General features: G+C 43.2%; 14 protein-coding genes. 7 read left to right on the top strand and 7 right to left on the bottom strand.

The genetic code is table 11. The annotated features are described in order from the left end of the window. Positions 1 to 36: 36 nt before the first annotated feature. The 6 genes from ACWJAO_RS10960 to ACWJAO_RS10935 all read left to right on the top strand — a co-directional run bounded on the left by ACWJAO_RS10960 (position 37) and on the right by ACWJAO_RS10935 (position 6,167). Positions 37 to 732 (top strand): hypothetical protein, encoded by a 696-nt coding sequence (locus ACWJAO_RS10960; protein WP_228113418.1) that lies wholly within the window; start codon positions 37 to 39, stop codon positions 730 to 732. Between the two features lie 56 nt (positions 733 to 788). Next, complete coding sequence (locus tag ACWJAO_RS10955; protein ID WP_449140271.1) at positions 789 to 1,382, top strand: MotA/TolQ/ExbB proton channel family protein; 594 nt, start codon at positions 789 to 791, stop codon at positions 1,380 to 1,382. Between the two features lie 23 nt (positions 1,383 to 1,405). Then, the gene (locus ACWJAO_RS10950) at positions 1,406 to 1,750 is read left to right on the top strand and encodes a DUF2149 domain-containing protein (RefSeq protein ID WP_119228865.1); all 345 of its coding nucleotides are present in this window, start codon (positions 1,406 to 1,408) and stop codon (positions 1,748 to 1,750) included. Positions 1,751 to 1,813: 63 nt separating this feature from the next. After that, complete coding sequence (locus tag ACWJAO_RS10945; RefSeq protein WP_449140270.1) at positions 1,814 to 2,314, top strand: calycin-like domain-containing protein; 501 nt, start codon at positions 1,814 to 1,816, stop codon at positions 2,312 to 2,314. Between the two features lie 6 nt (positions 2,315 to 2,320). Next, positions 2,321 to 4,495, top strand: a complete 2,175-nt coding sequence (locus ACWJAO_RS10940; protein WP_449140269.1) for a TonB-dependent receptor — start codon at positions 2,321 to 2,323, stop codon at positions 4,493 to 4,495. Between the two features lie 223 nt (positions 4,496 to 4,718). After that, entirely contained in the window at positions 4,719 to 6,167 is a 1,449-nt protein-coding gene (locus ACWJAO_RS10935) for an AAA family ATPase (RefSeq protein ID WP_449140268.1), read from the top strand. Positions 6,168 to 6,500: 333 nt separating this feature from the next. Here ACWJAO_RS10935 and ACWJAO_RS10930 read toward each other — a convergent pair whose 3' ends face one another. The 5 genes from ACWJAO_RS10930 to ACWJAO_RS10910 all read right to left on the bottom strand — a co-directional run bounded on the left by ACWJAO_RS10930 (position 6,501) and on the right by ACWJAO_RS10910 (position 10,214). After that, positions 6,501 to 7,007, bottom strand: a complete 507-nt coding sequence (locus ACWJAO_RS10930) for a hypothetical protein (protein WP_449140267.1) — start codon at positions 7,005 to 7,007, stop codon at positions 6,501 to 6,503. Between the two features lie 8 nt (positions 7,008 to 7,015). Then, positions 7,016 to 7,501 (bottom strand): hypothetical protein, encoded by a 486-nt coding sequence (locus ACWJAO_RS10925; RefSeq protein ID WP_144154609.1) that lies wholly within the window; start codon positions 7,499 to 7,501, stop codon positions 7,016 to 7,018. A 69-nt stretch (positions 7,502 to 7,570) separates the two neighbouring features. After that, positions 7,571 to 8,410, bottom strand: a complete 840-nt coding sequence (locus tag ACWJAO_RS10920; protein WP_449140266.1) for an energy transducer TonB — start codon at positions 8,408 to 8,410, stop codon at positions 7,571 to 7,573. A 40-nt stretch (positions 8,411 to 8,450) separates the two neighbouring features. Next, complete coding sequence (locus ACWJAO_RS10915; RefSeq protein ID WP_449140265.1) at positions 8,451 to 9,692, bottom strand: tetratricopeptide repeat protein; 1,242 nt, start codon at positions 9,690 to 9,692, stop codon at positions 8,451 to 8,453. 39 nt (positions 9,693 to 9,731) lie between these two features. Further along, on the bottom strand, positions 9,732 to 10,214 hold the full coding sequence (locus tag ACWJAO_RS10910) for a hypothetical protein (RefSeq protein ID WP_218434126.1): 483 nt from the start codon (positions 10,212 to 10,214) through the stop codon (positions 9,732 to 9,734). A 471-nt stretch (positions 10,215 to 10,685) separates the two neighbouring features. Between ACWJAO_RS10910 and ACWJAO_RS10905 the strand changes: the two genes are divergently transcribed. Then, a complete protein-coding gene (locus tag ACWJAO_RS10905; RefSeq protein WP_449140264.1) occupies positions 10,686 to 11,240 on the top strand; it encodes a hypothetical protein in 555 nt (184 codons plus the stop codon). Here the strand turns inward: ACWJAO_RS10905 and ACWJAO_RS10900 are convergent. Together ACWJAO_RS10900 and ACWJAO_RS10895 are read right to left on the bottom strand one after the other, a co-directional pair. Then, positions 11,225 to 12,451 (bottom strand): serine/threonine-protein kinase, encoded by a 1,227-nt coding sequence (locus ACWJAO_RS10900; protein ID WP_449140263.1) that lies wholly within the window; start codon positions 12,449 to 12,451, stop codon positions 11,225 to 11,227. The two genes, ACWJAO_RS10905 and ACWJAO_RS10900, sit on opposite strands and share 16 nt — an antisense overlap. 1,341 nt (positions 12,452 to 13,792) lie before the next feature. Then, positions 13,793 to 14,181: pyridoxal-phosphate dependent enzyme (locus ACWJAO_RS10895; protein ID WP_449140262.1), on the bottom strand; the 389-nt coding region annotated here is incomplete at its 5' end.

Genomic DNA, 14,181 nt, shown 5'->3' with positions numbered 1-14,181 from the left:
CAACACTCAACATTCAACATTCAACATTTTAAAAAAGTGGAGACATTAGTTTTAGTAATGATGATATTGGTTTGCTTCAGTTTTGTGCTGAAGCAGACCTTCCACGGAGTAAAGGAGATCATGATTATCTCGGTGCTCGTAGCCTTCTTCGTGGGAATGACCTGGCCATTCGCCATTGAGCAGTCGAAGACGCAGATTGCGGCTTGGATAGCCGACCAGAAGCTGATGCTCGATATGGCAGTGCTGCTGAGCATCGACGTGGCACTCACGATGCTTTTCTGTGTGCACCACGTAGATCTGAAGACTTCGGAACATGTGAGTCGCCGCAAATGGGTGTTCTTCATTTTCCTGAAGTATTTCCCGGGTTTACTGGTTTTCCCAGTGCTGTTCAGCGTTCTGGTGATGACCATCTTCCTGCTTCCTGGCGTATCGTTCCAGGTGGTAGCCTGGGTGCTCGCCGTAGTGCTGCTGGTTTTGACTCCGGTATTCACCTACGGTTTGAGATGGCTCTTGCCGGAGCGACCAATCCGCTTGGAACTGCTTTTCCTGGTAGAGGTGCTGCTCGGATTGATGGGCATCATCGGTACGGTGAATGGCAGGACAGCGGTGGCAGGATTCAACAGTTTCGATGCCCTCTCGCTTCTCGGTGTCATCGCCATCGTCATCGTAGGTATGGCAATAGGATGGGGCTACTATCGCATCAAAATGCAAAAGATTAGCCAGAAACTGTAAAGACGCAAGCCCCAACTCAACATTTAACATTCAACATTTAACATTATAAAAAAAAGATGAATTACATATCAGACGTATTGTTTTGGATTTCCACAGGCATGCTGGTTCCTGTGATTATTTTGTTGATTTTCTTCTTCCTCAGAGCCTTGCTGCTCCTCGGAGGTTTCTTCGGACAGTATCTTGTAAAGCGCAAGTCGGGTGCGGAGATTCGTGAACAGATGAACACCCTGACACTCGATAACATCGATACCCTGGGCGATCGCTTGCCAAAGAACAAGCAGGCTGTCATCGTTTCCTATATGAAGAAACTCGTAGACAACCGTCAGAGCAAGGCGCAGGTAAACCGCATCCTCGACCAGTATGCCCAGTTTGTAGAGAAGGATCTTTCTCTTCCTTCTACACTCCTGAAGATGGGTCCGATGCTCGGTTTGATGGGTACCTTGATTCCGATGGGTCCTGCCCTGGTAGGTCTTTCTACCGGTGATATTGCTTCGATGGCTTACAATATGCAGGTGGCTTTCGCTACCACCGTAGTGGGATTGTTCTCTGCAGGCATCGGTTTTGTAACCAAGCAGACCAAGAACCGCTGGTACACCGAGGATATGAATAACCTCGAGTTTATGGCAGACCTGATTGATGAGAAAAAGTAACTCCTTAACATCTTGAAAAGAATATGAGACAAAGACGTAGAAGTCGTCTCTCGCATGATGGCGAGGATGATGATCCGATGAGCGTAGTGAGCAACCTCTTCGATGTGGCGATGGTGTTTGCCCTTGCCCTGATGGTGGCACTCGTTTCGCGCTATAATATGACGGAAATGTTCAGCAAGGATAACTTCACGATGGTGAAGAACCCTGGCAAGGAGAATATGGAAATCATTACCAAGGATGGACAGAAGATCAATCGCTATACTCCTTCTGAAGACCAGAGCAATAAATCTGGCAACAAGGGAAAGAAGGTGGGCATCGCTTACCAGCTGGAGAATGGCGAAATCATCTATGTTCCGGAAGATAAATAATCGGGGATTGCAAATCCCCTCAAACAGAAAATATTATTGTAACTAAAAGAAAAATAAAGAAAAATGAAAAAGTTTAAGACAATGCTGGTCATGATGTTGGCTTTGGTTTCTATGTGTGTAGCATTCAGCTCTTGCAGCAGTGATGATGATGACAATAATGGTGCTGGTTCTTCAGCAACAGCAGAACAGGTTGTTGGTACTTACGTTGGTGAAACAATGTCTATTGCTTTGGCAGGTCAGGGTGATATGGACCCATTGGAGAATGCAACTTTTAAGTTGGAAAAAGTTGATGATAGTCATGTAAATATCATCCTTCCTGCATTTGGATCTGCCCCTATGGCTTTGCCTTCAATTACAGTGAAGAATCTTGCTGTAACAGAGTCAAATGGTACTTATTCTATTCCTGAAACCAGTTTTGATCAAACATTGGAAAATGGCAAAGTTATTTCTAATACTGCTATAAAAGCAACTATAAAAGATGGTAAAATGCAGATTACTTTTGTTTTAAAGTATGGTAAAATGCCTTTTGTCTTGAACTGTTCTTCGAATGCAACAAAGAAGTAATTGTCGATGAAACAAAAGATATTCGCACTATTCCTGATCCTTTGCGGATTGTGCCTGAATCTGAAAGCCGAAACCCAGGGCGATGTCGTGGGTAGAGTGCTCGATGATTCGGGCGCACCTCTGGCGGGTGCTACCGTCCAGATTTTGCATGCAAAGGGTGGGGTAACAACTGATGAAGATGGATATTTCCGCATTCCTTATAGCAAGGACGGAGCGGTGAGAGTGAAGGTGAGCTTTGTGGGCTATCAGACTCAGACTTTCGTTCTGAAGGCGGATGAGAGAAAAGGGGCGCAGCATGTCTTGCGTCTTCAGCCGGATGCTACTGCACTCGACCAGGTGGTAGTAACTGCTACCCGAACTCCGAAGGCGCTGAAGGATGCTCCTGTGGTAACCCGTCTGATTACTGCCAATGATATCAAGATAGCAGATGCTACCAATATCCAGGACCTCCTCACGGAGCAGATGCCGGGTTTGCAATTCGGCTATGCCATGAGCCAGGAAACTTCGCTCAATATGAATGGTTTCGGTGGAAACGCTGTGCTCTTCCTCGTAGATGGCGAGCGATTGGCTGGCGAAACCATGGATAATGTAGACTATAGCCGTCTGAATCTGGATAATGTAGGACGTATCGAGATAGTAAAGGGTGCTGCTTCGGCGCTCTATGGCGCCAATGCCGTAGCTGGAGTTGTCAACATCATCTCCCGTGAAAACAGCGAGCCTTGGACTGCCAATGTCAATACCCGCTACAACGACTTCAACAAGGAGTGGCGCCATGGTGGAAGCTTCAGCTTCAATGCCGGAAAATGGAATTCGCAGACCAGCATCCAGCGCACCACATCGGATGAGGTTCAGCTCACCAGTCCTTTCGATACAGAATCCAACATCCTCCATATCTATGGTGGAGAGACCTTCAATGTGAAGGAGCGTCTTACCTACAAGCTCTCTGATAAGGTAAAACTGATAGGTCGTGGCGGTTATTTCAATCGTATCAGCAAGCGCAGCAACTATGATGATCATTACATGGATTATTCTGCCGGACTGAAGACCGTGATGAATCTTTCGGAGAATGATAATCTGGAGATTTCTTACGGCTTCGACCAGTATGACAAGGCTCGATATGTGAATGAAGAGCGTACTCACGACCACGATTATACCAACCGTCAGAACACCGTCCGTGCCCTCTATTCCCATATCTTCGGCAAGAATACATTGACGGTAGGTGCAGATTTCCTAAACGATTATCTTACCACCTATCAGTTTGCGGATAATGAATCAAAGAATCAGAATTCATGTGATGCCTTCGCCCAGTTCGATTACAATCCTTTGCAGTGGTTGAACATCGTGGCAAGTCTTCGTCATGATTACTTCTCTGCATCCAGCCAGCATGCCACTACCGGTCGTCTGGCTCTGATGACCAAGTGGAAGGGTTTCTCCATCCGTGCCAACTATGCCGGCGGATTCCGTGCCCCAACGCTCAAGGAGATGTATATGAACTTTGATATGGCGGGCATGCAGATGATTTACGGTAATCCGGATCTGGAACCGGAGAAGAGCAATAACTTCAACCTGGCGCTGGAGCATGCCGGAACGGTGAAGAATGCCGGTTTCTTTACCGGTCAGTATAGTCTTACCCTGATGGGCTATTATAATAAGTATGATAAGCGCATCACGACTGGTGATTATGCTGATTATACCCCAGGAACCGGTCAGCCTGATGTGGCTTCGCGTTATTGCAACGAGGATGGAGTAGAGGTGAGCGGCATCGATTTCAGTGCCCAGTACCGTTCGGATATGGGACTCGGTGTGAAACTCGACTACAGCTATCTCCATGTGGGTGGCAGAAGTGTAGATTCCCAGTTCTCCCAGCCTCGTCCGCATTCCGCTACCTGGCGTTTAGATTACGATCGCCAGCTCTGTTCGTTCTATCGCATCAATGCTGCTCTGTCTGGTCGTTATCTTTCTACACCGGATACAAATATCGAGAAGCATGACCAGGCATATCAGTTGTGGAAGTTCACTCTCCAGCAGCGATTCCTGGATGCCATCAATCTGAACTTTACGGTAGATAATCTTTTCGGTTATACGCCAAAGAACTATTATTGGAGTTCGGCGATGACCACAGGCCGCACCTTCACGGTAGGCCTTTCTATCGATATCGACCGTTTCGTAAAGGTATTCTAATAAAAAAAGCAGGGTGGACCAGTCTTCCATCCTGCTTCTTTTTTCTGATAGCACCGCCCTAACTATATAAAAATAGGTAGTTAGGGCGGTGCTATCGCATATAAGTCCGCCCTAACTATGTTAAAAAAGGTAGTTAGGGCGGTGTTATCCTTGCAGATTTCATTTTTTTTGTTTATCTTTGCACCGATAAGATTTAGTTTAAATGAAATAAAATCAGAAAGTTATGGATGCAAACGGAATAATAGGACGTGAATATGAGCAGAAACTCATTCAGGAACGTTGTAAAAGTAACAAGGCTGAACTGATAGCTATCTATGGTCGTAGGCGCGTAGGAAAGACTTTTCTGGTTCGAAAAATGTTCAACGACCAGTTTGCCTTTTCGTTTATAGGTATGTATGAAGTGAGCCGTGCGGTACAGCTGGAGCAGTTTCGGATGGCGTTGGCACAATATGCTAAACAGACTGTGCCGAGATTGAAAACCTGGTTTGAGGCTTTTGCTGCTTTACGTGAATATCTGTCGGGCTTATCTCAGCAGGAGCCGATTGTTCTGTTCTTTGATGAGTTGCCTTGGATGGATACGCCCAAAAGCAATTTCATCGCAGCTTTCAGTTATTTCTGGAATTCATGGGCATCTATGGTCCCTCAACTGAAACTTATCGTCTGTGGTTCTTCCACCACATGGATGTTGGCTAAGTTTATCGGTGATAAGGGTGGATTGTATGGTCGTGTAACCCGGCAGATCTATCTGGCTCCCTTCTCTCTGGGCGAGACAGAGCAGTTCTTAAACGGACTGAAAGGTCTGGCTCTTACCCGCCAGCAGGTATTGGATGTGTATATGATATTGGGTGGTATTCCTTATTATCTTGATATGCTGGAGCGTGGTGTGCCGTTAGACGTATGCATCGACAGATTGTTTTTCTCGCAGGATTCGCCATTACGTGGAGAATTCGATTTCCTTTTCCGGTCTCTCTTTAATGACTCCAAGCATTATCGCAAGATAGTAGAGGTGCTTTCAGAAAAAATGAAGGGTATGACACGTAAGGAATTGATGGATGAGTTGAAACTGAAAGGCGGTGGACAGTTATCTGAAATTCTGGAGAATCTGAAGAAATGTGACTTTATCAGGAAGTATTCTACCATAGGAAAAAGCGAAAGGGATGCTCTTTATCAGTTAACTGACTTATACTCATTGTTCTATACCCGTTTTGTAGCGAATAACAGTGGGCAGGATAAGAACTACTGGAGTAATATGCGTAATTCGGGAAGTAGAACAGCCTGGAGCGGTTATGCTTTCGAGCAGGTATGCCTGCATCATATACCACAGATTAAGAAGGCATTGGGTATTTCTGGTGTTTTGGCGAATGTTTATTCCTGGTCCTGCCGTCCTTTTGTTGATTCTACCGGTGCTGAATGGAGAGGAGGTCAGATTGATATGCTGATAGACCGTGCTGATGGAGCTATCAATATCTGTGAGATGAAATATGCTAAGGATGAGTTTGTGATAGATGCCAGCTATGAGCAGCGGCTGCGTGACAGGATGTCTTCCTTCTCTGTAGCGACCAAGACGAAGAAGGCATTGCTGCATACTTTCATCACGACTTATGGGGTGAAGCAGAATATGCATAGTGGATTGGTGAATAGTGAGGTCAGGATGAATGATCTCTTTGTATAAACGGTATAATTTTCGATAGAAAACAAACTTTTTCTTAGTTTTCTATCGAAAATTTAGCTTTTTCTTTGCTTTTTCATGTCTTTTAATGTAGCCAAAGGTATAACCTTTACTCTGTCTCCCATTGATATGTTTATCGCAAATCATATTTTCTACAGTTACTTTATATTTTTGCGGTGTTTTATTTTGTATTTTAGCGGTAGTTTACTTTGTGTTTTTGTGGCAAATGGCATTTCAATGTCCGTTTTCAAAACAGATACTATTCTTAGGAGGAAAATAAAAAACACTCATGGCATTCGCTATTATATCAATAGGAAAGCCATGAGTGTAATTGGTTTATTGAAGTCTTAATTTCCTTGAACCTGACCAACTTACTTTGCTGATAGATTCTGAGGAAAGTTCAAGTGTCTTGTAATCTTTGGAAACGGTACCTCGTAGGACTAAATCGTTGGCGTAAACGGTTATGTCATAGCCATTCGCTTCCCATTCTCCACTCCAAGTGGCGTCGTCTTGCAAGGTTTCCTTGATGCTGACTTTGCCATTGTTCTTGAAGGTAATGCGCAATGACTCAGTAAATGTGCTCTTATCCAAGTCTCTTTCGTCATCATATACAATGTCGTCTTCTACTTGGCGTGTTACCTTATATACCATTTTTCCTCTTTGTGCAACTGTGTCGCTAAAGATTTTTGTAGAGTCCACTTGTGGCTCTACTTTTTCGGAAACGATAGTGTCTTTTATTGCCGTACTGTCTACGGCTTCTGCATCTTTAGTCTGTTTGTTGCCACAGGCGGTAAATGATGCGACTAGGCAAACGCCTAATGCTGTGATAATAGAATGTCTCATGAGGCTTGTTATTTGATTTCCTTTACAATTTTTGCGGATGCTGCACAGTCCTTGGCTCTAACCAGAGTGATGTCACCTTCATAACTGTCTGGCAAAAGGTCAAAGTTGAGATGATCACATTCTGCAAAGCCATTCTTCATGTGATAACTAACATTTGTGAGAAACTTCTTGCCGTTTTGTATCAACACCAAGGCATCTCCTTCGTGTTGACCATCAAATGCATCTGCACAATCTTTCTTGACACCAGGCTTCTGTAATGCCTCCTTTACAGACATACCTACTGCCAAATTGTTTGATTTAGCAATACTGTCTGCTTTTGCAATACTATCAGCACGAGCTATGCTATCGCATCTGGCAATACTGTCTGCTTTAGCTTGCGCTATGGCAACTGAATCTATTCCATTCTCCTCCTTGTTATTCTTGTTGTTGGAGCAACTTGTAATGCTTGTTGTGAAACAGACAAACATCATAATCAAAAAATGTTTCTTTTTCATTATCTTGTAATTTGAAATTATGTAATTACCACTTTATGGCAGCCACTTTCCCGTTTTGGGTATAGATCCTTATTGTAATCTAAAAACGACAGGTGTTCTACATTTGGTTCGTACAGGTATTCCTTTTAGTTTTGCTGGTGTCCATTTCGGCATAGCCTTAACAACACGCAGGGCTTCCCTGTCAAGTGACGGGTCAACACTTCTAATAACCTTAACGTCAGACATGGAGCCGTCTTTCTCTATGATACTCTCTACGATTACACGTCCTTGTACGCCATTTTCCTGTGCTACAACAGGATAATTTACATTGCTGTTCAGATAAGACTGCATTGCACTTTCACCACCAGGAAAAGATGGCTTTTCATCAACTCTATCAAATTCATTGACTTCGTTGTAAACTGACTCTTCGTTTGGATTCCAATTTACAAGTTCTTCGTATTTAAGTGAGTCGCTCTGCAATTGGAAAAATAGATCTTCTAAAATGACCCCATCGGGATTAGTTTGCCATGTTATCTTCTCTTCCTTCATCTTGACGTTGTCAATCTTGATATAGATGCTTCCGTTTGCAGTGATGTTGTATGAGAATGACAGGCCAAGTTTAGATATAGGTATCACGATATTTCCACCGCCTTTTCCTTCTGTATTAGCAGGTTTGAATACGATGTCCCACTCATTATTGTTCGACTTATTGTTGAAGAAATAATGATTTTTGATTTTTTTGTTAAAGTCGTTCACCAAATTTGGGCTTGGCTTAGTGACAGTTGTTGTATTGGCTTTTTGTGTAGTGCCTCGTCTTGCTTGTCCGAAGGTTGGGCTTCCTGTTAGCATAACGAATATTGCTAAAATGATACTTTTTCCGATTTTAGAGGAAAAAGTAGTGCTTAATGTTTGTAAAAATGAATGCTTCATAATAAATGTAATGCTTTTATGAGTCCACTTAATAATGTTATTAATATATGACATTTGTAACCTTTCCATTTCTAACCTTTACGATTCTAGGGAATACCTTCCCAAGAAGATTGGCCAGTCGGAGACCATAGGAAGGGATATATTGTTTATAAGTACCAACTAAGTCTCTGTAAGGACCATTGTATTTGTACATTTGATATCTGCTACCATCAGTCTCAAAAGTCCTGAATTCGGTAAGGATACCTTCTGGCATACCTATATAAACCTTTCCCTTTTTAATGTTGTCGTATGCTCTCTGTCCATATTTCGCTACAAGACTTTTTTCTTGTGCTATCATTGATTTATAATTTGGTAAATTGGCCAGAATAGTTTTCATGTCTTGATTTCCTTGTTCTGCACCAATTTTCAGATACTTAACAAAGTCTGCATAAGAAAGATTTTTGCTAATACCTAAATCATTCTTACCTTCCATTTTCAATAAATAGGCACCAACCAAAACCTGAATTGCATCAAGGTTTTTTAGATCAGCTGCCTTGCGCAAATATTTGACTCCTTCTGGTATGTTTTTTGTTACACCCTTTTGCTTGTCACCCGCTAAGAGCATTTCACCATAATAATAGGCTGCTTGTGGGTAATTGTTTTTTACCGCTTTGAGATACCATTTCATAGCTTCCGAATCATTCTTAGCTACACCTTCGCCTTTATCATAGGAAAGTGCCAGATTGTATTGAGCCCGCGCATATTCTTGATTGGCTGCTTTTGTATACCATTTCACGGCTTCTTCAAAGTTCTTTTCTACCCCGTTGCCATATTTATAGCAGACTCCCAAGTTGCATTGGGCCAAAGGTAGTCCTTGTTCAGCAGCTTTTGTATACCACTCTACGGCTTTTTTATGATTCGTGTCTACTCCTTCGCCAAATTCATAACAGTATCCTAATTGGTTTTGTGCTTCTGCATATCCTTGTTCAGCAGCTTTTGTATACCATTTTACGGCTTCTCCATAGTCCTTGTATTGTACTCCATAGCCATAGTAATAGCAGTTGCCTAAGTTGTATTCTGCTTTAGCATTTTCTTGTTCTGCAGCTTTTGTGAACCATTTTACAGCTTCAGTTAAATTTTCCGTAACCCCTTTCCCATCATAATATGCTTCGCCCAGAGCATTCTGTGCTTCTGCTTCGCCAGACTTGGCTTTTAGCATGAGGGTGACAATGTTGGCAGTTTGTGCAAATACTCCCGATGCTGTCGCAAAGAAGAGTATCATGATTAGATAAATCTTTTTCATATTCTTCTTGTTTTTAATTGTTATTATTCCCAATATTGTTTACAAGTGTAAATGTATCATATCTAATAGATGGTTTGCAAAAATTGCGTTCCAATAGTTTGCAATAGGTGAACCCTTAGGCAAAACAGGCATCTCTTGAAAATATGGATGCGTTACAACCATTGTATATTGATGAGTCATTGCAAATTTTTTGAGATAGGCGAATGTCCCATGTTTCGTACGACAACATCCAACAATGATTTTGATAGTTGGAATGCTTGCTACAATATTATACCAATCTTCAAATCTACTATCGACTCCATCACCAATGGTAATAACTGCAATTTCTGCCGTTCCATTGCGTTGTAGAATAGCCAGTTGCTCTTTCTTGAGATTGATGGAACGGCTATCATAAAGCCATCCTTCACGATGTGAAATTAAAAGTTCTATCAATCTGGTAGCACTTAGTGTCTTGCCATGATTGCCTAATGCGCTGATGGCTATCAGTAGCTTTTCTGGCTTTGTATTTTCTAATTTTTCCATAAGCTAATCATTTACTTTTGGGTTATTTCATTCTTAGGCACAAAAAAGGTGCGAACCGATTTCATTCTGTTCTGAAGGTTCTGGACTTACCTGTACACAAAGAATGAAAATCAGCTCACACCAAAGGGTATATATCAATGTCCATCCCGCCGAAGCGGAATGGATACAATAATACACGGTTGGGTGAACAACTTCTGTCTTCGTTCTTGTGTACAATGAATTGTCCAGATTCTCAGTACGAACCAAGCATGGTTGTTTCCTTAACATGTCTGCTGCTTGTTTAGAACAGCACTGCAAATATACCATTTTTTTTCTAAAGTTGTTCATTGTGAGCTGATTTTTTTGCAAAAATAGGTGTTTTTTCTGCTTTTTCAGCGTTCCATTCCGTTCCATGTTCAAAATATGAGGTGTTTTTAGTCGAAATATTGGCTTTTTGTGTGTTGGCTGGATTTGTTTCTGTATCTTTGCAGCATGGAACAGATATTACGTGAAATGATAGAAAAGATGGTGGGGCGCAAGATGGTTGTGCCTCGCGACTTCGCTTGGTTGAGCGAAAAGGTGGAGGAGCGTACCCAGCAGAGGGTGAGTGCTTCTACGCTGCGACGATTCTGGGGATACGTGAGCGAAGGGGTTTCTGCCAGTAAGTTTACCAAGAATGTGCTGGCTAATTTTCTCGGTTATGCGGACTTTGAGGAGTTTGGATTGTCGCAAGGAACGGGAGAGCAGCAGAGCCAGATGGTTATTGGCAAGGAAATATCATGCGATGATCTTTATGAGGGACAGATGCTCAAACTTTCCTGGCTGCCCGACAGAACCTGCATCATCAGGTATCAGGGAAACGGTAGTTTCAAGGTGGTGTCATCCGAAAATACCAGATTGTCGAAAGATGATACCTTCGAGTGCCGCCATTTCATCAATCATGAGCCTGCTTATCTCCATGCTTGGAAACATGGAGATGATGAACCGGTTACTTACGCTATAGGTAAGAAGAACGGCATCATCGTGGAGCATTATCTGGAAGATTGAAATCTCGATAAGGTAGGCTTCACATATCTCTCAGAGGTATAAGAGGACAGCTCGTAGATGATGTCTGCCTTCTTGCTGCCGACGATGTCTTTAGAGAATGTCTGCGGATAAGTGGTCGTGATGAAATCATTGCTCTTATCTATAAACCGATAGAATGCCTCGCTCTTTCTTTCTATAGAACGGATGGTGTCTATGCTAGATTCCTTCCACATCTTGTCGATTGCTTTTTGGCCTTTTGATATGAGTTCGGCAGTTTGCGACTGGGATGCAGAAGATGGCTCAGCAGCTGCTGGTTGCTGGGAATGTTTGCTTTCTGAAAGTGGGGCTGCATCACCGGCTTGCTGGCGGATGACTGTATCCTTCTTGGTTTCGGTATGCTCAGGAGTTGTGCTAATGCTCTTTTCCTGCTGATGCAATAAAGGGTAACAGATGAAACCTAATAAGATGATGCAAGCCAAAACAGCGATTGCGATACGCTTGATACCGGATAGATGCCTGTTTCTGTGAGCTATGAAATCGGCTTTGAGTTCGTCAACATTGGCATATCGTTGGGTTATGGGTGCCTTACATCGCTTGATGATAGCAGTATAGGGCTTGCCTGGAAGTATCTTTTCTAGGATGCAACCGATGCTGAAGATGTCGTTGCGAATGTCTGCCTGTTGGGATACAATCTGTTCAGGTGAGATGTAGCCCGGTGTGCCGGCTGGCTGTTTGAGGATGGCAAAGTCATCGGTATCTGAAAGTCCGAAATCGATGAGTTTTACATGATTGCCATTATGGGTAATCATGATGTTGGAAGGCTTAAGGTCTCTGTGTACTATCTGCTTGGCATGGATGTAATGCACAGCATCAAGTAGCTGGAGGAAGATTCCTTCTCCCTCAGTCTTCCTACCGCTCCAGTGTTCCAGCGTGATACCATCTATCCATTCCATCACGATACAGGTGCCCATTTCCGGTATATCTTCCATACTGTAGGCTGATACGATGTTGGGATGCTGCAGGGATATAAGGATATCGAACTCTTTGTGCAGCAGGTTCTTGTAGTTTTCGTCTTGGCGGTATGGCTCCTTCAGCCCCTTGAGCACCCACCATCTGCCATAGCGCTTTGCCTTGCAAAGAATGTTGAATCCTTTGCAAGGTATAGGAGTAAAGTCTGAAAATTGTTCAGACCTTCTGCTTTCTTCTATGATAATTCCAGAATATGAATCCATGTTACTCAGACTGGGTTGATAATTCGGTTGCAAAATTAACTAAATAGAGATACCCATCCCACATAAGCGGGATGGATATGAGTATACATATTGGGCAGACAACTGGAACTGTCATTCTTGTGTACTGCGAATTGTCCAGATTCTCAGTCCGAACTAAGCGCAGTTGCTACCTCATTATGTCTGCCGCCATTACTAACGGCATTGCAAATATAGGCATTTTAAAAGAAATTTTCAAGCAGAAACGAAACTTTTAGTATTCTTTAAACTTTGACGATTTGTTCAAACTCATTCCTCCCCGAGCTTATACCTTATTTTGTATAGGAACTGGTTGTCGCAAATCCACTCTCTTTTTAATGCCTGGCTGGTTGGCTATCAAATCACATCAAAGCGGTCTTTGCCATGGTTGTGCGGGATGGGACCGCCTGGGGATAGCTTGCTATGGGGACGCCTTACTATAGCTTGCTGATTGGAACCGCTGAGTATCTCTGAATCACAATGCAAAGATACGAAATCGGTGAAGGGGCAACTCACAGTTGCTCATACTTGCTCACAGTTGCTCATACTTTTTCATAGATTCTCTTTGCTCTGGTGTTTGTAAGCCCTTTTACATGCCTTGCTTGGTATCACTTCTAAATGCCAGGCTTGTTTGATTTTTAAGGGCTTTATGATTGGATTGCGGTTCGTAAGCCAGGGGATTACGGGGCGTAAGTGACTGACTTTTGCGTCGTAAGTGACTGACTTTTGCACCGTAAGTCTTTGACTTTTGATTCGGAAGTAACCTGCTTCTGGATGACAGGGTGACACTTATGACAGTGATTTCTGAAGATTTACTCTCGCGCGGGCAGGCAGGAAAAATCAAGCCGAAAGTTCCTGCCTGCCCGCGTGCGAGGCGAAAAGTTGAAAAACTAGTGTCATCGTGTCATAGTGTCACCGTGAACAGAGCAGAAGATGTTTGGTATCGCTCTTTGGCTTCGGACACAAATTCCCCTGTCTCCGCCTCCGTTGGCTTTCGGAAGTAGAGATCCACAAATTACTGTTTTTGTCGTGGCGCCTCCAAAGTGGTAATCTTTTGCAAAGATAGAAAAAATAAAATAAATGAGAGTTCCCACTATGGGAACTCGTAATAATATTTATTGATTTTTAGAATCTTTTAAATGATAAAGGCTGGAATTTATACAAGATTCTAGCAAGTTGCAGAAGAAATTGGGGTGGTATAGTGCCCCCATCTGTCTTCTATGGTTCTTATGCCTCCTTCGATGAAAATCCCCAACCTGCTATGGGAAAGCTGGTTGGGGAAATTATGATAGATTTTGCTTTCGTCAGAAAATATCCGATTGTGAATTACAAGGGATACTCCTCGAAAGCGTAGAGTACAGTGCTTAAATAACGCTCGCCAGTATCTGGCAAGAGGGCAACAATCTTCTTGCCCTTGTTCTCTGGGCGCTTCGCAATCTCGGTGGCTGCAAAGGCGGCGGCACCTGATGAGATTCCTACCAAGAGGCCCTCGGTCTGAGCCAGGTCACGACCTGCCTTGATGGCATCATCGTTCTGAATATCCAATACCTCATCGACGAATTCTGAAGAGTAAGTCTTTGGAATGAATCCGGCACCGATGCCCTGAATCTTGTGAGGACCGCTCTGTCCGCCGTTCAATACAGGCGATGTGGCAGGCTCTACGGCAATCACCTTCACGTTAGGATTCTGCTCCTTCAGATACTTGGCGATACCCG

This window comes from Segatella sp. (assembly GCF_977051555.1).
This window is presented reverse-complemented; position numbering and strand designations above follow the sequence as displayed.

Coding starts and splice junctions, on each gene's coding strand:
- ACWJAO_RS10915 (WP_449140265.1), bottom strand. CDS start 9,692: ATGAAAAAGATTTATCTAATCATGATACTCTTCTTTGCGACAGCATCG.
- ACWJAO_RS10905 (WP_449140264.1), top strand. CDS start 10,686: ATGGAACAGATATTACGTGAAATGATAGAAAAGATGGTGGGGCGCAAG.
- ACWJAO_RS10955 (WP_449140271.1), top strand. CDS start 789: ATGAATTACATATCAGACGTATTGTTTTGGATTTCCACAGGCATGCTG.
- ACWJAO_RS10940 (WP_449140269.1), top strand. CDS start 2,321: ATGAAACAAAAGATATTCGCACTATTCCTGATCCTTTGCGGATTGTGC.
- ACWJAO_RS10950 (WP_119228865.1), top strand. CDS start 1,406: ATGAGACAAAGACGTAGAAGTCGTCTCTCGCATGATGGCGAGGATGAT.
- ACWJAO_RS10930 (WP_449140267.1), bottom strand. CDS start 7,007: ATGAGACATTCTATTATCACAGCATTAGGCGTTTGCCTAGTCGCATCA.
- ACWJAO_RS10945 (WP_449140270.1), top strand. CDS start 1,814: ATGAAAAAGTTTAAGACAATGCTGGTCATGATGTTGGCTTTGGTTTCT.
- ACWJAO_RS10900 (WP_449140263.1), bottom strand. CDS start 12,451: ATGGATTCATATTCTGGAATTATCATAGAAGAAAGCAGAAGGTCTGAA.
- ACWJAO_RS10920 (WP_449140266.1), bottom strand. CDS start 8,410: ATGAAGCATTCATTTTTACAAACATTAAGCACTACTTTTTCCTCTAAA.
- ACWJAO_RS10910 (WP_218434126.1), bottom strand. CDS start 10,214: ATGGAAAAATTAGAAAATACAAAGCCAGAAAAGCTACTGATAGCCATC.
- ACWJAO_RS10925 (WP_144154609.1), bottom strand. CDS start 7,501: ATGAAAAAGAAACATTTTTTGATTATGATGTTTGTCTGTTTCACAACA.
- ACWJAO_RS10935 (WP_449140268.1), top strand. CDS start 4,719: ATGGATGCAAACGGAATAATAGGACGTGAATATGAGCAGAAACTCATT.